This window comes from Aeromonas sp. 602658 (assembly GCF_049173005.1).
GTDB classification, from domain to species: domain Bacteria; phylum Pseudomonadota; class Gammaproteobacteria; order Enterobacterales; family Aeromonadaceae; genus Aeromonas; species Aeromonas veronii_A.
In genome coordinates, this window is the sequence record NZ_JAAKRF010000001.1 from 503,562 (window position 1) to 523,765 (window position 20,204).

At 61.9% G+C, this 20,204-nt stretch carries 13 protein-coding genes; 3 read left to right on the forward strand and 10 right to left on the reverse strand.

Annotation, left to right across the window (positions count from 1 at the left end):
* Positions 1-43: 43 nt before the first annotated feature.
* From G5253_RS02175 to G5253_RS02200, 6 genes are all read right to left on the reverse strand, one after another.
* The gene (locus tag G5253_RS02175) at positions 44-913 is read right to left on the reverse strand and encodes a hypothetical protein (protein WP_266133764.1); all 870 of its coding nucleotides are present in this window, start codon (positions 911-913) and stop codon (positions 44-46) included.
* The gene (locus G5253_RS02180) at positions 910-4,899 is read right to left on the reverse strand and encodes an amino acid adenylation domain-containing protein (protein WP_266133763.1); all 3,990 of its coding nucleotides are present in this window, start codon (positions 4,897-4,899) and stop codon (positions 910-912) included. The genes G5253_RS02175 and G5253_RS02180 overlap by 4 nt, the downstream gene beginning before the upstream one ends.
* A gap of 126 nt (positions 4,900-5,025) precedes the next feature.
* Entirely contained in the window at positions 5,026-5,793 is a 768-nt protein-coding gene (dhbA, locus tag G5253_RS02185) for a 2,3-dihydro-2,3-dihydroxybenzoate dehydrogenase (RefSeq protein ID WP_266133762.1), read from the reverse strand.
* Positions 5,790-6,722 carry an isochorismatase family protein gene (locus G5253_RS02190; protein ID WP_266133761.1) on the reverse strand — a complete coding sequence of 311 codons (933 nt, stop codon included), beginning with the start codon at positions 6,720-6,722 and terminating at the stop codon, positions 5,790-5,792. The genes dhbA and G5253_RS02190 overlap by 4 nt, the downstream gene beginning before the upstream one ends.
* Complete coding sequence (locus tag G5253_RS02195) at positions 6,719-8,365, reverse strand: (2,3-dihydroxybenzoyl)adenylate synthase (protein ID WP_266133760.1); 1,647 nt, start codon at positions 8,363-8,365, stop codon at positions 6,719-6,721. The genes G5253_RS02190 and G5253_RS02195 overlap by 4 nt, the downstream gene beginning before the upstream one ends.
* On the reverse strand, positions 8,362-9,510 hold the full coding sequence (locus tag G5253_RS02200; RefSeq protein ID WP_266133759.1) for an isochorismate synthase: 1,149 nt from the start codon (positions 9,508-9,510) through the stop codon (positions 8,362-8,364). Before G5253_RS02200 ends, G5253_RS02195 begins: the two co-directional genes overlap by 4 nt.
* Before the next feature lie 266 nt (positions 9,511-9,776).
* Here G5253_RS02200 and G5253_RS02205 point away from each other — a divergent pair, with 266 nt between their 5' ends.
* Complete coding sequence (locus G5253_RS02205; RefSeq protein ID WP_266133758.1) at positions 9,777-11,729, forward strand: TonB-dependent receptor domain-containing protein; 1,953 nt, start codon at positions 9,777-9,779, stop codon at positions 11,727-11,729.
* 126 nt (positions 11,730-11,855) lie between these two features.
* On the forward strand, positions 11,856-12,920 hold the full coding sequence (locus tag G5253_RS02210; RefSeq protein WP_421202622.1) for a 3-deoxy-7-phosphoheptulonate synthase: 1,065 nt from the start codon (positions 11,856-11,858) through the stop codon (positions 12,918-12,920).
* A 76-nt stretch (positions 12,921-12,996) separates the two neighbouring features.
* On the opposite strand, the gene G5253_RS02215 is transcribed toward G5253_RS02210, so the two are convergent.
* The 3 genes from G5253_RS02215 to G5253_RS02225 form a co-directional block, all read right to left on the reverse strand.
* Positions 12,997-13,995, reverse strand: coding sequence for a LacI family DNA-binding transcriptional regulator (locus G5253_RS02215; RefSeq protein ID WP_069527099.1), 999 nt, complete (start codon positions 13,993-13,995; stop codon positions 12,997-12,999).
* A gap of 177 nt (positions 13,996-14,172) precedes the next feature.
* Entirely contained in the window at positions 14,173-16,074 is a 1,902-nt protein-coding gene (locus G5253_RS02220) for a transglycosylase SLT domain-containing protein (protein ID WP_040066126.1), read from the reverse strand.
* A gap of 99 nt (positions 16,075-16,173) precedes the next feature.
* Positions 16,174-18,678: a putative bifunctional diguanylate cyclase/phosphodiesterase gene (locus G5253_RS02225; RefSeq protein ID WP_266134399.1), complete on the reverse strand. Its 2,505-nt coding sequence runs from the start codon at positions 18,676-18,678 to the stop codon at positions 16,174-16,176.
* Positions 18,679-19,046: 368 nt separating this feature from the next.
* Here G5253_RS02225 and hpf point away from each other — a divergent pair, with 368 nt between their 5' ends.
* Positions 19,047-19,385: a ribosome hibernation-promoting factor, HPF/YfiA family gene (gene hpf / locus G5253_RS02230; protein ID WP_266134400.1), complete on the forward strand. Its 339-nt coding sequence runs from the start codon at positions 19,047-19,049 to the stop codon at positions 19,383-19,385.
* Between the two features lie 111 nt (positions 19,386-19,496).
* On the opposite strand, the gene G5253_RS02235 is transcribed toward hpf, so the two are convergent.
* The gene (locus tag G5253_RS02235) at positions 19,497-20,006 is read right to left on the reverse strand and encodes a VC2046/SO_2500 family protein (protein WP_266134401.1); all 510 of its coding nucleotides are present in this window, start codon (positions 20,004-20,006) and stop codon (positions 19,497-19,499) included.
* Positions 20,007-20,204: the final 198 nt, after the last annotated feature.

Genomic DNA, 20,204 nt, shown 5'->3' on the forward strand with positions numbered 1-20,204 from the left:
CCCCCATTGAGTTACTTCAGTCAGCCGTTACGCCAACCAGCAGTTACGCCAACCACTGTTGCAGTTGGCGGGCCATGCCAACTGGCAGCAAGTGAGCACGGCTTAGCAAGTGGCTGCACCAGGGCTCGGCCAGCAAGGTGGGGCAAATTCGCATCTCCCGTCCCCCATCAGCCACGCGCACCAACCTGTCGATAAGAGTCTCCAGCGGCGGATGCACCGGCCAGTGGGGATAGAGGTCGGCAGTCGCGATCCCGGCCAGCTCGCACACTCGCTCCTCTTCCCCATCTCCCTTTCCATCAGCCATTGGCCAGGGGTGAAGCACCTGCAGCCAACCCGGCCGTGCGGCCTCCAGCAACTGGCCCAGCGTCGGCTGAGCAAAGTGGGGATCCCCTGCAGCTTTGAGCAGATGGCGCGCCCCTGCCAGCACCACCACGCCGCGCGGGGGAAGTGTTAGAAGATAGTCGGCCAGCGCCTGATCCCGCTCCCTGTTGTGCTGCTGCCAGCGCTCCGAGCTCATCTCCTGCCACTCGAATAAGGGCTCGCAGAGATGCACCCGCAGCCGCATATGTGCAGGGCGCGCCAGATTGCTCTGGCGCAGAGCGGAAAAGAGAGCCGGAAACTCGGGGGCCATCCAAGCGGGAAAGGCACAGGAGTCGAGCCAGACCGGATAGAGCCGCGCCAGCGTCAGCGGCTCCCCTTGCCAGCGCACCTCACCCGCCAGCCAGGCATCGAGCAAGCCTTGATGGCGGCGGTTGCCGCACTCCAGCACCAGATCGGTCATGATTCCCCAGAGCGCCGGATCACACAGCCAGGCGTGCTGGCGCCGGATAAAATCCGGGTGCCAGTGCGGCTCCCCCAGCCCCACCAGCTTGCCCGCCTGCAAGGCTTCCCGGATGGCGGCAACCGGGGTCATGCATCCCCTTCCTGCCGGATGTGCGGTTGTTGCCCGACCCCATCGACCCGCTCACAAATAAAAGCGCCGATCTTCGCCAACCAGTCGGGATGCTCCATCTCCTGATGCAGACAGGGGAAGCGCTCATAGCGGATTTCGCCTTTTGTCAGCGGCTCCCAGCCACGTCCATCCAGCCAGGGCTGGCGGGAAGCTGACGCCTCGATAAAGATCACCTCCCCGTGGTAGCAGTAGTCGACCGGCTGACGGATCAGCCGGTTGTTGTGGCCCACCAGCTCAATCATGGCGCTCACCACCTGCTCGTCGAGCATGGCCAGCGCACTCCCCTCCGCTCCCAGCCTGGCCACCACGTCGCCCCGAGTAAGGGAGTCGAGCGCCTCGTCCGCAACCGCAATCCCCCCCATCCGCAGCAGCGCATCGAGCATCCGCTGCTCGTCGGGCAACGGCTGGGTCTGCCACTGCTGACAGGGGTAGGCATCGAGCAGCAGCACCATGGCCACCTCCTGTCCCTGCTCTTGCAACATGGCGGCCATCCGGTGCACCAGCATGCCCCCGAGCGACCAGCCGAGCAGCCAGTAGGGCCCCTCGCTCTGCTGACGACGCAGCTCAGTCACATAGTCGAGGGCCAGCTCGTCAAAGCTGGCGGGCAGCGGTGCATCCGGCTGGCAGAGCGCCCGTGCCTGCAGGGCATAGACGGCCATGTCGGTCGGCAGATGGGGCACCAATGGCGCATAACACCAGCCGAGCCCGCCGGCGGGATGGACGCAAAAGAGGGTGGGGCCCGATGTACCCGCCTGCGCACCGGACGCTCGCAGGGGCAACAGCATGGGCATTGCCTCCCGTTCGCCGCCAAGACGGCGCGCCAGCTGGGCAGGGCTCGGCGCTTCGAACAGGCTGGCCAGAGTGAGCGCCTGTCCGGTCGACTCTTCAATGCGCACCACCAGCTGCGCCGCCAGCAGGGAGTGACCACCGAGGGCAAAGAAGTTATCGTCGGCGCCGACCCGCGCCAGCCCCAGTATCTCGGCGAAGAGGCGACAGAGCCGCTCCTCCAGCAGGGTTTTCGGCAGCGCCTGACCCACCGCCAACGCCATATCGGGCAGCGGCAACCCCTTGCGATCCAGCTTGCCATTGGGGGTAAGCGGCAGCTCGGCCAAGTTTACCAAGAGCCCCGGCACCATGTAGTCAGGCAAGGAAGCGCCAAGGGTGGGTACCAGCTCGGCCAGCGTCAGATCTCTGCTATCTGCGGCTACCACATAGGCCACCAGACGGCGATCGCCGGGGGCAAATTCGGGGGCCAGCACCACCGCCTGCACCACCCGGGGGTGGCGCAGCAGCACCTGCTCGATCTCCTCCAGCTCGATGCGCTGGCCACGGATCTTCACCTGAAAATCGAGGCGCCCCAGATACTCGATGGCGCCATCCTCGCGCCAGGCAGCCAGATCGCCGCTGCGATAGAGCCGTCCCGTCCCGAAGGGATTGGCAATAAAGCGCTCGGCAGTGAGCTCGGGCTGACCAAAGTAGCCATCCGCCACCTGTACGCCGCCAATCCAGAGCTCCCCCGCTACACCGGGCGGCACAGGCTGCAACCAGGGGTCGAGAATGTGGATGCAGGTATTCCAGACCGGATAGCCGATGGGCACGCTGGTCACCGCCTCGTCTGCCCGGCAGGGATACCAGGTGACATCCACCGCCGCCTCGGTCGGGCCATAGAGGTTGTGCAGGGGGGCTGAGAATGTCCCATACCAGCGCTGCACCAGATCCGCGGGCAGCGCCTCGCCGGAGCAGAATACCTGGCGCAGGGCGCGGCAACGCGCAGGCTCGGCCTGAGTGACAAAGATCTGCAGCATGGAGGGGACAAAGTGCAAGGTGGTGATCCCGGCCTGCTCAATCAGCTCGGCAAGGTAGGCGGGATCCTTGTGGCCACCCGGTTTGGCGAGCACAAGCCGCGCACCTGTCATAAAGGGCCAGAAGAACTCCCAGATGGAGACATCGAAACCGGCCGGGGTCTTTTGCAGCACCCGATCCGCCGGGCCGATGGGATACATGTGCTGCATCCAGAGCAGCCGGTTGACGATGGCACCATGGCTCACCACTACCCCTTTGGGCCGACCGGTCGAACCGGAGGTGTAGATGATATAGGCCGCATCTTCCGGCCCGGGAGCTGGCAGCTCACAAGGTGCTGTCGTTGCCAACTCTACCGCCGCCAGCTGCTCTGCCACACCGGGGGCATCGAGGCAGACAAGTGGCGCGACCACGTCGAGCGGCATCTGAAGCGTATGGCTGGTCAGCACAAGCGCAGGCTCGCTGCTGGCGAGAATGTAGCCGATCCGCTCCGCCGGATAGTCCGGGTCAACGGGCACGTAGACGGCACCTACCGCCATGATGGCCTGCTGGGCGAGAATAAGCTCGGGAGAGCGCGGGATCACCACCGCCACCCGGCAACCTGGGCCCACGCCCCTCCCCGCCAGATAGCAGGTTAGCTGGCGGGTACGCTGGCGCAACTCGTCCACACTCCAGCGCTCGGCGCCACACTCCAGCGCGATGGCGCTCTGATCTGCCGCCGCCAGCCCCTCGGCCAGCAGTGCGCTCAGGGTGGTGGTCGGCAACGGATGGTCGGTTTGGTTCCAGCGCGCCAGCTCAGCCTGCTCGCAGGGCAGCAGCAGCGGCAAGCGCACCGCCAGGGTCTCGTCATCCGCCTCACTCCAGGCCGCCAGATAGGCTACCAGCCGGGCCAGATGACGTTCGCTCTCCTGTTGGCTGAAGCGCCCCTGATGTGCTTCGAGGGTCAGGGTCATAGCGCCTGCCTCCTCGGCAAAATAGAAGGCGCACTCCTCCACCGGCCCCGCCGCCAGCACCTGCACCTCGCCACGAACCTGGTTGTGACCTTCACCAACGCTGAGGGTACGGGCAAAGGGCATCAGGTTGACCTGAGGGCCAAACAGCGGCTGACCCGGCTGGCGCTGTTGCAACCACTCCTGACGGCAGCCCTGATGACGGCGCAGGGCGGCAAATTGCCGCTCGACCTGTGCCAGCAACTCCCCTACCCGGCTGGTGCCGCTCAGCTCGATGCGCAGGGGCACCACATTGACCTTCATGCAGGGGGTATCGGCCGCCACTGAGCCCAGCCGCCCCATCAGCGGAATACCCAGCACCACCTCGCCAGCGCCGCTCATCCGCTGCACATAGCTGGCCACCGCCGCCAGCAGCAGGCTGTAGGGGTGACAGGCCGAACGACTCGCCCGTGCCACCAAAGCCTGCCACTGGCGGCCAGCAAGCCGCTGCTCAAGACGATATGTGGGGCCCGGCCCTTGCGCCGGACGGCGGGAGAGCGACGCAGGGCTCTCCACCCCGGCCAGCTGCTGCACGAAGAAATCGCGATCCCGCGCGGCGCGCGGCGAATCCTGATAGGCCACCTCCTCGGCCAGCAACTCCTGCTGGGTCGCATAACGACAGGGGGCTGGCTGCTGGCCAATGCAGAGCGCCTCATACCAGCTCGCCACCCGCTGGCAGAGCAGGCTCAGGCCAAAGCCGTCAATGGCGATATGGTGCACGGCGATAAACCAGGCCCACTGCTCCTCACCAAGGCGATAGAGGGTAGTGGCAAACAGTGGCCCCCCGGCCAGATTGAAGGGGACGGCCAGCTGCGCACGCATCTCGGCCTGCGCGGCGGCAAGCGGATCGGCTTCGCTGCGCAGATCCCGTTCGCTCAGCTGCCAGCACGCGGGGTTGGCCACCATCTGCGGGCCATCGGCAGTAGCCACAAAGGCACAGTGCAGACAGGGGATCTCGTCGATAGTCTGGCGCACCGCGCGGGTGAAGTGATGGGGTGCCAGCGCCCCCTCCAGCAGCCAGTACTCGCCGGTATTGCAGGCGGGGCTCTGCGGATATTTTTGCTGGGCAAACCATATGCCCGCCTGAGCGGTGGTAAGCGACCAGCGCGGCGGCTCCCCACGCTGATGGGTGGCGCGCATCGCCATTGTCTGTTCCATGGAAATGTCCTTGCGCAAACATCGAGCGGGCAGTGAGTTGCTCCTGCCCGCATGGCTGAAAAGCGAGGAGGCCAGGCCTCCTCCATAAAGTAGAGTGTCACACCTGCCAGATCGGCTGCGCGCGGGCTAGACCCCCAGAGTGGCACCGCCATCAACCACCAGATCCTGCAGGGTGATATGGCTGGCGGCATCGGAGGCGAGAAACAGCACGCTGGCGGCAACCTCGTCGGGGGTCCCAAGTTTGCCAAGGGGGATCCCCAGCTTGAACTGCCCGGGCAGACCCGCGATGGTACGCAGCTCTCCTTCCTGCTGCGCCGCCTCCCCCTCCTGCCACATGCCGTACAGCATGGGGGTACGGGTCGAGCCCGGCGACACCAGATTGCAGCGCACCCCATAGGGGGCAAGCTCCAACCCAGCCGTTTGGGTGAGGCTGGTCAGCGCCGCCTTGGAGGCGCCATAGATGCCCATCCCCACTCGCGGTACCCGACCGGCATTGGAAGAGACATTGACGATGGCGCCCCTGCGCCGTTCCTGAAACCAGGGGGTCAGGACCCGCATCAGATAGAAGGGGGCGAAGGTGTTGATGGCGAAGGTGCGCTGCAAGAGGGCGTCATCCACCTCATCGAGCTTGCCGGTCGCCAGTACGCCCGCGACATTGACCAGCACATCGGGCCCCAGCCCCTCGTCGAGCAGCTGTTCGCAGCAGCGGGTCACGGCCTCGCTGTCGCTGACATCGATCACCACTCCCTTCACGTTGCCGGGCAGCGCCTCGGCCAGTTGCAGATCGAACGACACCACGCTGGCCCCTGCCTCTGCAAAGGTGCGTGCCACCGCATGGCCAATTCCCTGCGCCGCGCCGGTCACCCAGACGGTTCTGCCTTGCCACTCGCTCATGGGGTGCACTCCGGTTCGCTGACGTGCTCTTCGTTGACCTGATAAGCCGTGGCCTGACTGACATTAAGCTGACGGGAGAGGAGCGCCCACCAGTGAGCCAGGGTCGGCGTGCGGGCCAGCTCGGCCAGCTCCACCACCAGCCCCTGCTGGCGCCACTCTTCCACCAGCCCCATCACCGCCAGCGAGTCGAGACCGTAGTCGAGCAGGTTGTCATCCTCGGTGGGCAGCTCATGCTGCATCTCGGCGGGCAGCCGCGCCAACACCAGATCACGCAGTGACTCGCGAGTCAGAGGGCGTTTGCTGGCCGCCATCACCTCGGCCACGGTAATCACCCGACCGGCATTGCGGCTGACGTAGGATAGCGCCAGCAGATGATCCTCGCGGGAGAAGTCGGCGATGGCATCAGCCACCAGGAAGGGGCGGATATCGCGCATAAAAGCATCGACCGCTGTCTGCATCACTCCGATATGGCCGTATATGCCGCAGATCACCAGCTGATCCCGCCCCCATTCGGCCATCAGCTCTGCCAGCGGTGAGCGGCAAAAAGCGCTGTAGCGCCACTTGGTCAGCACCGTATCCTGCGGCTCGGGCGCCAGCGCCGAAACAATCGGCTGACGCTCCGGCGCTCGGGTCAACCCCGGCCCCCACATGTCATTGAGCAGCGCCCGATCGGCCTGACTCTGCTCGGCGGGCTGGGCGGTGTAGACCACCGGCATGCCGAGGGCACGCGCCTGACGGATCAGGGTGGCGATATGGTCGATGACCTGATTGATCAGAGGATTGCCCGCCCCGTAGAAGTCGACGAAATAGTGCTGCATATCGTGGACCAGCAAGGCGGCGCGGCCCGGTTCGAAGGGCCAGTTCACCCGCCCGGTGGGCAGCTCCTCTGCGATAGGCAGCGGATAGGCGGCGAGGGATTGAATGGTCATGCACACTCCTTGGCGAGCTGCTCGCGCAGCGTCTGTTTGTCTATCTTGCCGACCGGGGTGTGGGGCAATTGCTCCACCAGCACCAGGCGATCGGGCAGTTTGTAATCGGCCACCCCCTGCTCGCGCAGGAAACGGCGCAAGCGGGGCAGATTGAGGGGCTCGCGGCACATCAGAAAGGCGCAGCTGCGCTCCCCGAGCATGGGATCAGGCATGGCGACCAGCGCTGCCTGCCGCACTTCCGGGTGGGTCAGCAACAGCTCTTCAATCTCGAGGGCGTCGATCTTCTCTCCGCCCCGGTTGATCTGATCCTTGTTGCGTCCCACCACCATCAGATGGCCACCGGGCAAGCGGCAGACCAGATCGCCGGTGCAGTAGAAACCGTCCCGGTCGAAGGCACGCTGATTGTGGGCATCAGCCTTGAAGTAGCCGCGAAAGGTGTAGGGGCCACGCGTCCAGAGCTCGCCGCACTCGCCATCGGGCAAGGGGCGCCCGTCGCTGCCTCGCACCTCCACCTCGTCACCCGGGCTCATTGGACGGCCCTGGGTATTGACGATGTGCCACTGGTCATCCTCGATGCGGGTGTAGTTGACCAGCCCCTCGGCCATGCCGAACACCTGCTGCAAGCGGCAACCAAGGCGGCTCGCCACCGCCTCGGCATGAGCCGGGCTGAGGCGCGCACCGCCCACCTGCACACACTCCAGAGAGGTCTGCGAATAGTGGCTGGCCGCCTCCAGCCAGAGCGCCAGAGCCGGTGGCACCAATGCCGCCCAGTTGACCTGATGGCGCTGCACCAGCGGCAGACAGGTTGCTGCGGAAGGATCCTTTGCCAGCACCACGCAGCCACCGGCATAAAACACCCCGAGTGCGCCGGGGGAGCTCAGGGGAAAATTGTGGGGCGCAGGCAGGGCACAGAGATAGATCACCCGCTCATCCCAGCCGCACACCGCTACGCTCTGGCACACGCTGTAGCCATAGTCATCGTGGGTACGGGGGATCAGTTTGGGGGTGCCGGTGCTGCCGCCGGAGAGCTGGAAAAAAGCGACTTGATCGGCCGGGGTTGGTGTAGGCGCTGTGGCCACCTGCACAAAACCATCAGCACAGGCCATGGTTTCAGACTGACGCCATGCAAATCCTGACTGAAGATCGGAGCCTTCTGCCTGCTCGAACAGCAGTGTCTGGCAAGAAGGCGATACCCGCTCATCAAGGGCCGCGAGGCTCCCCGCTTCACCGGCAAAGCCGGTATGGGAGGGGCTGAGTACCAGCAAGGCGGGCTCAATCTGGCGGGCAAAGGCCACCAGCTCGCGCCGCTGATGGCTGTAGAGGGCATGCACCGCCACTACGCCGCAGCGGATCAGGGCAAACCAGCAGATATAGAACTCGGCGCAGTTGGGCAACTGCACCAGCGCTGTATCGCCGTGGCCCAGCCCGCGCGCCGCCAGCCGCGCCGCCAGCGCATCAACCTCACGCTTTAACCGGCCATAACTGAGGGTGCGCTCGCCACAGATCAGGGCCGTGCGCTCGGGATACCGTTCTGCAGATTCATCGAGCAGGGCGGTGAGCGGTTGCCCGCGCCACCAACCTTGTGCCCGGTAGTGGGCAGCCAGCTCGGCGGGCCAGGGGGTAAAGGGCACCAGCGGCTTCATACAGTTACCTCCGGCTCCCGGCTCTCTAGGCCAAACGCCCGCAGCATGGTGCCAAGCTTGGCGGCGGTCTCCTGCCACTCCGCTTCCGGCGAAGAGCCCACCACCACCCCGGCGCCAGCATAGAGTCGCAGTTGCCTACCGGCCAGCACGCCACAGCGAATGGTGACAACCCACTCGCCATTGCCATCGGCATCCATCCAACCGACGGCGCCACAGTAGAAGCGGCGCTCGTACCCCTCGAGCCGGGCGATGGCCTGACGTGCTGCCGAGAGCGGCGTGCCGCATACCGCCGGTGTCGGGTGCAGTGCCAGCGCCAGTGCCAGAACGGGAGAGGGCTCATGGAGCCGCCCGGCGATGCGGGTCGAGAGGTGCCACATGGTAGGGGTCGCGATCACCTGCGGCTCCAGAGGGACGTCCAGCTCGCGGCAGAAGGGAGCGAGGGCGGCGGCGACCGCATCGGCCACCAGCGCATGTTCATAGCGATCCTTCTGCGCCCCCAGCAGTTCGGCACTGGCCGCATGTTGATCAGGAAAAGCGTGGCGCGGACGGGAGCCCGCCAGCGGATTGCTCACCACCGCCATCTCGCTGCGCGATACCAGCAGCTCGGGGCTGGCGCCAAGCAGGGTCTCCCCCTCCGGCAGCGGGATCTGGAACACATAGGCGCCCGGATTCTGGGCCAGCAGAGAGCCATAGGCGTGTGCGGGGGAGGTCTGCTCTGCGCTCTGCACGTCGATGGCGCGCGACAACACCACCTTCTCGAGCTGGCCCTCACTGAACTGCTGCAACGCCGCCCGCACCGCCCCCTGATAGTGGGCAGAGCCGGTCACTTCGCTCACCTCGCCATGGAGCTGGCAGCAGCGGGCGGGTAACAACGCATCCCGTTTGACCCACTGCGATTGCGCCGGGATCACCAGATGCCAGGGGGATTGGGTATCAAACGGAATGGCGCCGATGGCGATGGGATTGACCATCCCCTGATGGCGCAACTGACGCAGATGGGCGAGCAGCTTCTCCGGCGGGATGCCGGTAAAACTGTCGTGGATACCGGAGGCGACCAGAACCCTGTCACCGCTGGCAAAACAGCACACTTTATCCAGCCCGACCGCTGTGGCGGGCCACTCTCCTTCCAGTGCATGGTCACACATGACGGTGCTACTCCTTGGAATGAATCACTGCCTGACACGACTTAAAGTGAGTCATTTGACTCACCAGATGTCAGGGTGAACGGCATCCTAACAAGGAGCGAAAAAACGATCAATACAAATGAGAAGCAATTTCATTAACTTCTTTTTAGTCAAAAACAGGTGACGAACGAAACTGAACTTCGCCGATAAAAAAGAGTTGCGATCGGAGCACATTCAACTTGATAATGATAACGCTTATCATTTGTATATTATGGAAGATGTAAATAATGAAATCCTCAACCTCCCGTTTTATTGCTCCCAGTCTGCTGGCCACCACCATCGTCACTCTGCTGACCCAGCAAGCGATCGCCGCCAGCAACGCCCCTCAAGCAGATGAAGTGATCACCGTCACCACAACGGCGCACAATACCCGCTCGGCACCGGCCTCTATCTCTGTCATCACGGCCGAACAGATCGCCGCCGCGCCCGTCAATGACCTTGCCGACCTGCTGCGCCACGAAGTGGGCATTCAGGCTGAAGCTGACACCAATGGCCGCAGCGATATCGGTATTCGCGGCATGTCCGGCAAGTACACGCTAGTGCTGGTGGATGGCAAACGCCTCTCCTCCTCCAATGCCCTGTGGCGCGGCGGCAACTTCGACAACACTCCCGTGCCCCTTGGCATGATCCAGCGGGTCGAGGTGATCCGTGGCCCCATGTCGGCACTTTATGGCTCCGATGCCATCGGTGGTGTCATCAACATCATCACCAAACAGCCGGGCAAAACCTGGCAAGGGGCGGCTGATGCCGACTTCAAAGCCATCGAGGGCAAGGATGGCGGCGATCAGCACAGAACCAACCTGGGCTTTACCGGCCCGCTGACCGACAACCTGCTGATCCGGATGAACGGCGAGGTGTATGACCGTCAAGCCTGGACCCCCACCGAAGCTGCTGACGGCATCCCCCTTATCGAAGCCAAACAGACCCGCAACTTCGCCTCCACCCTCAGCTGGCTGGTGGATGAGCAGCAGCGCTTCGAGCTGGATTACCTCTACAACCAGGATGAGCGGCCTCTCGATATCTTCCGCAAAACCGGCAACAAGGTGCACAGCCGCCAGCAGCAAAACGATCGCAACCTGTTTGGTCTGACTCACAAGGGGAACTGGAGCTGGGGTGACACCACCGTCATGGCCAACTACGAGAGCTCCCAGATAGACGACTTCAACACCAGCTACTCTGCCCCACAGCAGCGGGAGCTGGAAGAGAACACCCTGACCCTCAAGGGCTATACCAACCTGGCGCTGGCCAACCACTACCTGACCCTGGGTGGTGAATATCTGGACCGGGAGCTGGTGGATGCGGTGAGCTACAAGGATATCGGCGGCAAGGAGAGTCACTCTCAGGAGGCGCTGTTCGCCCAGGATGAAATTGGCCTGACCGACAGCCTGACCTTCACGCTGGGCGGCCGTTACGATCACCACGAGATCTACGGCAGCCACTTCACCCCGCGCGGCTATCTGGTCTATGAGATGAACGATGTGGTGACAGTGAAAGGCGGTGTCAGCCAGGCCTTCAAGGCACCGGCACCACACCAGTACTCCAACGGTTACAGCATCGAGAGCTGCGGCGGCAGCTGCCGCATCTATGGCAGTGACAAGGTCAAGCCGGAAACCAGCACCAACTACGAGCTGGGTGTCATCGCAGGAGAAAGGATCTGGGAAACCAGCGCCACCCTGTTCTACTCCGACATCGACGACATGCTCACCTTCAAACAGCTGCCGAACTCCACTGACCGCACCTGGTACAACCTGGAGAAAGCCACCACCAAGGGGTTGGAGCTGACCGGCAAGCTCGATCTGACCGACAATATCAACCTTGGAGCCAACTACACCTACCTCAAGGCGGAAGGCGATCAGGGTCAGGCTCTGCCCGAGCGGCCGGAGCACAAGGCCAACGCCAAGATCACCTGGCAGGCCACCGAGCGGGTCAATGCCTTTGTCGGCACCACCTACACCGGCACCCAGTTTGCCGAGCAGACCGTTAACAAGGTTGTCGTACTGCACAAGCTGCCCAGCTATCAGACCTTCGATCTCGGCACCGGCTTCAAGGTCACCGAGAACTTTGACCTGCGACTGGGGATCAACAACCTGACCGACGTGCGCCTGCAAGAGAAAGACACCGTCTTCCAGAACGTCGAACCGGGTCGCAGCTACTACGTCAGCGGCTCAGCCCGCTTCTAAGGTAGCCAAGGCCGATATAACAGAGCGCGGGCCCATGCCCGCGCTCTGTTAACCAAGAGAATAAGGGGAGGATCCCCACTGGACAGCAAAGAGCATGCAGATTTCCATTTGTCATCAGGATCGCTCATGTTCACCTCACTTCTGAATGCTTCACCCCTTGCCACCCTGCCCACCCCTGACGAGATGTTAAAGGCCAGACCCTGTCCGGCACGGCTCGCTCGCCAAATCGCACACAGCCGCCAGCAAGCCCGCCATATTCTGCAGGGAGAGGACGACCGCCTGCTGCTGGTGATCGGCCCCTGCTCCATTCACGATCCGGCAGCCGCCCGCGACTATGGTGGCCGGCTCGCTGAACTGCAGGGCCAATACGGGGAGCAGCTGCAACTGGTGATGCGCACCTATTTCGAAAAGCCGCGCACGACGCTCGGCTGGAAAGGATTTATCTTCGATCCCGACCTCGATGGCAGCGATCGACTGGAAAAGGGCCTATCCCAGGCCCGAGAGTTACTTCTGGCCCTTGGACAGAAAGGGCTCGCCTGTGCCACCGAATTTCTCGATCTCACCAGCATGCTCTATCTGGGGGATCTCATCAGCTGGGGTGCCATCGGCGCCCGCACCACCGAATCCCAGCTCCACCGCCAACTGGCCTCGGCCCTTCCCTGCCCCATGGGTTTTAAAAACGGTACCGACGGCAATATCCGGATCGCGGTCGAGGCGATCCTCGCCAGCCGGGCAGCCCACCTCTATACCCAGCCTTCCGGTGATGGCCAGCTGGCACTGGTGCGCAGCCATGGCAACCCCGACTGCCACCTGATCCTGCGCGGTGGCCAGCAGCCCAACTATCAGAGCTGTCATGTTGCAGAGGCTGGCGACTTGCTGCGCCAGCATCATCTGTCACCCCGGCTGATGATCGATTGCAGCCACGGCAACAGCCAGAAGCAGCATGCCCGCCAGCTGCTGGTTGCCCGAGATATCGCCGACCAGCTGGGCGCTGGTAGCCATGCCATCGCCGCCATCATGGTGGAAAGTTTTATCTGCGAAGGGCGTCAGGATATCGGCAGCAAACCGCTACGCTACGGCCAGTCGATCACCGATAGCTGCATCGGCTGGGAACAGACAAGGCAACTGCTCGATATGGTGGCAGAAGGGGTAGAGGCGCGCCGTCAGCAGCGGGTCGCCCTGGCGGGATAAATGGCGGATTAGAGAGATAACGCAGAAAAGAGTGTGGCCCCATGGGGCCACCTTGTTGTTCGCTGTCTGACGCTCGTCAGGCGACTGACTCACGCTCCACCAGCTGGGCTTCAAACTTGAGCGCCAGGCCGTCCACCGGCTTGTGATCGAGCAGACGCAGCGCCAGCTCGGCGGCGCGGCTGCCCATCTCCTCGATGGGGTAGCGCACCGTGGTGAGCTTGGGATAGATGTAGCGGGCGTAAGGGATATCGTCAAACCCCACCACCGACACCTGCTGCGGGATCTTGTAACCCCGCTCCAGCAGGCAAGAGATGGCGCCGGCCACCATGCCGTCGTTGAAACCGAGCACGGCAGTGAACTCGACACCACGGGCCAGCAATTCACTCATCGCCACATAGCCGCCATTCTCGTCGGCATAGGCGCGGCTGACGAGTGCAGGATCAAAGGCGATCCCGGCTCTGGCCAGGGTCTGGGTGTAACCGGCCATCCGCTGCTGACCATCGACAAACTCTTCATCATCGGAGGTGATAAAGGCGATGTTGCGATGACCAGCATCCAGCAAGTGCTGGCACGCGGTGGTGATCCCCGCCTGGTTATCGAGCCAGACGCAGCGATCCTCAAAGCCCGGCACCTGACGGTTGATGAACACGATGGGGGTAGAGCCAGCCGCCAGCTCGCTCAGCTCCTCGTCCGGGAGCGCCTTGCTGTGGAGGATCAGCGCATCGCACTGGCGCTGCAGCAGCGCCTGAATGGCGTGACGCTCGCGCGCGATATCGTGGTTGCCAGACATGACGATGGTGAACTTGTTGGCCTGATCGACCATGGTTTCGATGCCACGCATCATCTGGGCAAAGAAGGGGCCGCCGCAGAGGTCGCCAACCAGCACGCCAATGCAGTTGGAACGCTTGCTGACCAGTGCCTGGGCAAAACTGTTGGGTCGAAAATTCAGTTCCTTCATGGCCGCCAGTACGGCCTCACGCTTTTCCGGTGCTACCTGTGCCGTGTTGTTGATAACCCGCGACACGGTGGAGATAGACACATTTGCCAGCTGAGAAACGTCTTTAATCGTTGCCACTATCCATTCCTTTATTGTGGGGGAACCTGTCGATGCCGACGCCCGAGTATACCCTGCGGCCTGATGCAATTCCCGGAGCCAGGTCACCAGGCATGTTTCCTTTGGTAACAAAACCTTACCCGATGATACCCGGCAGCAGGGAAATTTGAAAACAGGGGCCGGCTGGCGGCCCCCGACTCAATAGGCGTGATTGAGCTCCCGCTCCGACATGAAGCGCAGCGGCTGCTGCAGCTTGTGCTGATAAATGAGATCGAACGACAACACGTTTTGTACGTAGTTGCGGGTCTCCTTGTAGGGGATGCTCTCGACCCACACGTCCATCGGCTTGTTGTCACTCTGCTCTCGCCAGCGTTTTACCCGTCCCGGCCCGGCGTTGTAGGCGGCGGCCGCCAGGATCCGGTTGCCATCATAGACATCCAGCAAGCGCTTGAGATAGGCGCTCCCCAGACGAATATTCATCGTCGGATCAAACAGTTGCTGCTCGTTGCGATAGGGCACCCCCAGCTTGCCGGCAGTCTCTTTGGCAGTAGCAGGCATCAACTGCATCAGACCGCGCGCCCCCACCGGCGACTGGGCCAGCGGATAGAGGGCACTCTCCTGACGGGAGATGGCATAGAGCAAACTGGTGTTCATGGTGCGCTCTTGCGCCATCTGGGAGAAGGTGCGCTTGAGCGGCAGCGGGAAGCGCAGGTCGAGGGCATCCCACGCCTCGGCGCGAATGCTGGCGAGAATGGCCAGCTCGTGCCACCCCTGATTGAGGGCGATATGACCAAACTCGATGCGCTGGGCCACCGGATTGCGATCCATGTTGTGGATCCACTCCGAGCGGGCCGCCGCAATCTCGTTCATCGAGAGCAATTCGCGCACCCGCAACAGGAAGGGCCAGCGCTGGCTGGCCGTGCGCCAGTCCGGTACATGCTTGACGCTCTGGTTCTTGATGCGATAAGGCACCCCGGTGCGCTGGGCGGCCATAAAGCCGTAGAAACCGCGCAGGTTGGCAGTCTCCAGATAGAGATCCCGCGCCGGTTTTTGCTGCCCCTGCACTTCAAGGGAGCGCGCCATCCAGTAGCGCCAGCGATCCTCTTTCTGACGGGCCATCGGCATCATCTTCACCCAGCCGGAGAGGCCACGCCAATCCTGCTCCCAGATGGCCAGTCGTGCCCGCAGCTCGGTGATATCGGGATCCGCCAGCTTTTTCACCGTGCTGTCGACCCAGCTGCGCTGGGCTATGGAGCGATCCAGCAGCAGGCGGCGGGCAATCGCACGCTCTACCGGTTTCACCTCGGCCTGGGTCAGGCCGAAACGGCTGCGAAACAGCGCAAGCTGGCGCAGCACCGACTCCGGCTCCTGATTGGCATAGCGGGTCAAACCGAGGGAGAGCAGCTTGCGGGAATAAGGATTGCTGCTGAAATAGGCTGGGTTCATCGCCTTGGCGGGCTGCTCGAACAGGGTCACCATCTGATCGCCATAGCTCTGCAAGCCGCTACCCAGGGTCGCGCCAAGATGGCGGATCAGATTGGGGTTTTCCGCCTCGAACGCCAGCGTCATCCGCTGCCAGATCTTCTCCTGGGTTCTCTGACCGGATGCCTGCCACAGCTGGAATAGCGGGGAGCAGGCATCGGGACGGGATTGGCCGCTCATCCAGATCTTGCCAGCCCCCTGCAACGCCTCTTTCGGCTTGCCGGTGTAATAGAGCGCCTGATAGTGCATGCAGAGCAGATCGGTGGAGCTCGGCTTGGCCGGATAGAAGCGCAGGAACTGCGACCACTGCTGGCTCTGGGCCAGATAGGTCAGATAGCTGCGCTCCAGCCGGTTGGACTGGGGGGTATCCCCATGCTGGCGGATAAAGCGGGTCACATCGTTGTAATCGGCCGCCCCCGGACGAAAGGCGAGCTGATAGTAATCGAGATAGGGCAACAGGGGATAATGGGTCAAACGGGCACGAATTTGCTGGAAACGGGCCTGATCATTGGCCCGTACGGCGTCATACGCCTGACGGTAGAGCGTCTGGTCGGCAGTCTGCGCCATCAGGGTCGGCACAAACAGCGCCGACAAAACAATTCCCCATACAGCTTTCACTGAACATCTCCATTGAGGGCAATACACCGCCCGGTGGCGGTGGGTCTACTGCCTCTCATTCTACCCGTTGCCGGGCAGCGCTACAGCGGGGAACAGGGACTATTTTTCTGACTCGCTCAGCTGCATTTCACGCAGTTGCTCCGGTCTGGTCAGCCGCTGTACATATTTCTCCAGATAGGGCACCGGCAGCGGCTTGGAAGCGAGATAGCCCTGATAGAAACTGCACCCCTGTGCCTTGAGAAACTCCAGTTGCTGGCGGGATTCCACCCCTTCCGCCGTGACGTTGAACCCCATATGTCGCGCCATGGCGATCACCGCCTCGACGATGGCCATGTTGTCACCATCTTTCGGGATGTCCTGAATGAAGGAGCGGTCGATCTTGAGCTCATCGGCAGGCAGCCGCTTGAGGTAGCTCAGGGAAGAGTAACCGGCGCCAAAATCGTCGATGGCAAAGCTGATGCCGAGCTCCTTGAGCTCGGTCATCTTGCTGATGGTGTCCTCGGCATGACCCAGCACCACGGATTCGGTGATCTCCAGATTGAGGCAGGCCGGATCCATGCCGGTTTGCGCCAACACATCGTGGATCCGCTCGACAAAATCGGTGGCATGGAACTGCTTGGCACTGACGTTAACCGAGATCTGCGGAATGTGGATGCCATTCTCTTCCCACAGCACATACTGGGCACAGGCCTCATAAAGCACCCAGTTGCCGATATCAACAATCAGGTCCGTCTCCTCGGCGATGGGAATAAATTCGGCCGGCGAGACCAGCGAGCGACCGGCTGGCTGCCAGCGGATCAGCGCCTCGACACCTATGATATCCCCTCCATCCACCATGTGCTGAGGCTGATAATGGAGAGTGAGCTCCTGCTGATTGAGAGCATTGCGCAGCTCATTGTGAATAAGCAGACGACGATCCGCCTGTTGCTGCATCGAGGCATCGAAGAAGCGACGGGTCTTGCGGCCAGCGGACTTGGCCTGATACATGGCGGTATCCGCCTGCTTGAGCAGATCATCTACCCCCTGCTCCCGATCCGGAAACAGGGTAATGCCAACGCTGGCGCCGATGTGCAGCACCTGTCCCCCATGGGTATATGGAGCTGCAATCTCGGTGATGAGCCGCTCGGCAATGATATCGGCCTGCATCTCCGCCTGGGGCGGGCTGGCCGAGAGCGATGGCAGCAGCAGTACAAACTCGTCACCACCGAGGCGGGCCAGACAATCCCCCTGTCGCACCAGCCGTTTGAGGCGGGCGGCAACCTCCTTGAGCAGCCAGTCGCCGGTGGCGTGGCCGAGGGAGTCGTTGATGGTCTTGAAGTGATCGAGATCGATAAAGAGCAAGGCGCCGATCAGGCCATCGCGGGTCGCCTCGTTGAAGGTCTGCACCAGGGTCTCGTGGAGCTGACGACGATTGGGCAATCCGGTCAGCTCATCGTAATAGGCGAGATCCTGAATGCGTCGCTCGGCCGCCTTGCGCTCGGAGATATCCTCGAAGCAGATGACAAAATGGCTGATCACCCCTTTTTCATCCTGCACCGGCGTCACTATCTCCCACTGGGGATAGGTGTGACCATCGGCATGGCGCCGCAGGGTCTCCCCCTGCCAGCGGTTGAGAGGGTTGAGCTCGTAACCCAGCCCCCCCAGATTGGGCCAGAGGTCTTCTTCCAGATGCAGGCCCAGTACAGAGTGATTGTCAAAACCGGTGATCTGGCTGAAGGCATTGTTGACCCGCAGGATCTTGAACCCGGGATCCGTGATGATGATCCCTTCATGAGTTTCAAACGCCACCGCAGATAGTCGCATCTGGGCATCGGATTGCAGCCGCTCCAGCTCGGCAACCATCCGTACCGAGAAGGTATTGAGCACCGAGGTGAGGTTGCTGGTATCCGCCGGAGCCGAATAGAGTAACGCCAGATGACCGAGCAACTGGCCTCTGGCATCAAATAGCGGCTGACCGTAGTAAGTCTGCCCGGCTGCCAGCCAGGGTTGATACTCCTGCGACTCGTCGATCACCTCGAAGCAGATGGCTCCTTGTCTGTAGAGCTCCTGACAAGGGGAACCCGCCAGCGGGTAATCCTTGAACGCCAGCCCGTCGGCGGCCAGCACCCTGACCCGGTCGGCACCGCACAGTTCCCCCACCCAGACCGCATCCACCTTGAGAATATGGGCCAGCTGACTGACCAGGGTATTGAAGAAATCGAGCCCGGTACGGGCAGAGAGCGCCTGCGCCAACTGGGTAAGCAGGGAGGTTTGCAACAAGGGCAGCGAGAGGTTGAGGGAGGATACTGCGCTGTTGGCACTGTCGAGCGGGGCCAGCCAGCCACAGCAGATCTGCTGGGTGGGCACAAACTGGCCGCTCCAGAGTACATGGTTGAGCTGCCCCCGTTCATCTTTCAAATGGCCGATAAACTGCTCGGGCAGATGTGATTCATGAAGCCGGACGAGAAAGTCGGCAAAACCGGCCTCATCTTCCGGTAACAAGCGAGTAGCCCAGGGATGATTGCCCTCCCCTTGCCACTGCTGGTATGCCCCCTGATCAGAGAGACTCCACTGATCATGCTGCCGATCGAAAAACCACATGACTTGCGTGGCTTGCTGCTTCATTTACCACTCCAACACAACAACCAACCACGTTTGATGTCCCGTCGGGTACAGCAACACCTCCTGCATCCGCTCATGAGATCTAGAGATACGCGGGAGGAGTACAAACATGCGATATCAAGCAGTGGAAACCGGACATGAGGTCGACACGAAGTGCTGCCAAGAAGGGACAGAAACGATCCTATTCCCGTCATACTGCCTGCCAGTTTCATGGAGCTCAAGCTGTTTTTGGCACGAAACCGGAAAAGATCACAATTTATAAGTTGCTGAATAGCCAAGGGAAGGTTATGTGACATGGATCACATTTCAATCTTTACCAATGAGTAATCTGAAGGTGAAGACACAAGCAAGACGACCCGAAGGGGGCCAATATGAAAATCGAAATTACCAGCAAAATCATCGACATCACCCCGGCTATCCGCGAGCGCATCGAATCCCGTTTTGAAAAGCTCGAACGTCTTCAGGTGCCTCTCATCACACCCCATGTGATTGTTTCCAAAGAGCGTCTGATGTTCACTGTCGAAGCCAGTGCTGGCATCCCCAACGGCAAACTGTTTGCCCAGGCAGAGCATGAGGATCTCTACGCCGCCATCAACGAACTGGGGCAAAAACTGGAGCGCCAACTCAACCGTCACACCGAAAAGCCGATTGCCCGTCGTGCCAATTCAGCGCTCAAAGAGCAGCCGCAACCGGATGAAGCTGACGCTTGATTGCATGCCGCAAGGCTAAAAATTCCAAAGAGCATAAAGGCGGGGTCACCCGCCTTTTTGTTGCCTGTGATTTGCCGACAAGCATCGCGCTACACCAGTGAACAGGCGCCATCAACTGAGCCAGTGCAACCGGGTATCCACCCCCTCTTGCAAACGATCGAGGATCGGTAGCAATACCAGCGGATCCTCCTGCCTCGGCACATCGGCCAGCTTTCCTTGCAACCGCTCCCGCGCCAGCGGCGACAGGTTGTCGTAGACAGCCTCATCGAGCAGCGGCTGTTTGACCGCCAGCGGCGGCGTGTGCAGCGCCAGCCAGAGCCGCACATCCACCATGCTTCCCCCCTGTTGCAGCCGCTCATTGATGGCACTGCAATCACTCCCCGCCCCTTCAGCCACCAGCACCTCTGCCGGTCTCAGGTCAAAGTGCAGACGCCAGTCACGGCTCTGGGGAGTGGCCGCCGGTTTGGCATCAAACCAGGGCTGCTCCTCCACCGCATCGGTCAGCAGGGCCAGATGCAACCGGAAATCAGCGCGATCGCCATGCTGCAGGTCACGGTTGAGGCGCTGCCCCAACTGACCCTCATCGACGAGCAGGTGATTACGGATTGAACTGGGCAGCATGAGATAACTCTCGAAAATGGCGATTTCACTGGTTATCGGCCACAAATCCAATTCTTTTAATGGAAAAATCCTGCTTAGGGGTTCACAAAACCGGAAGATCTGTTAGTATGCGCCTCGCACTTGTGGAGGGGTTCCCGAGCGGCCAAAGGGATCAGACTGTAAATCTGACGGCTCTGCCTTCGAAGGTTCGAATCCTTC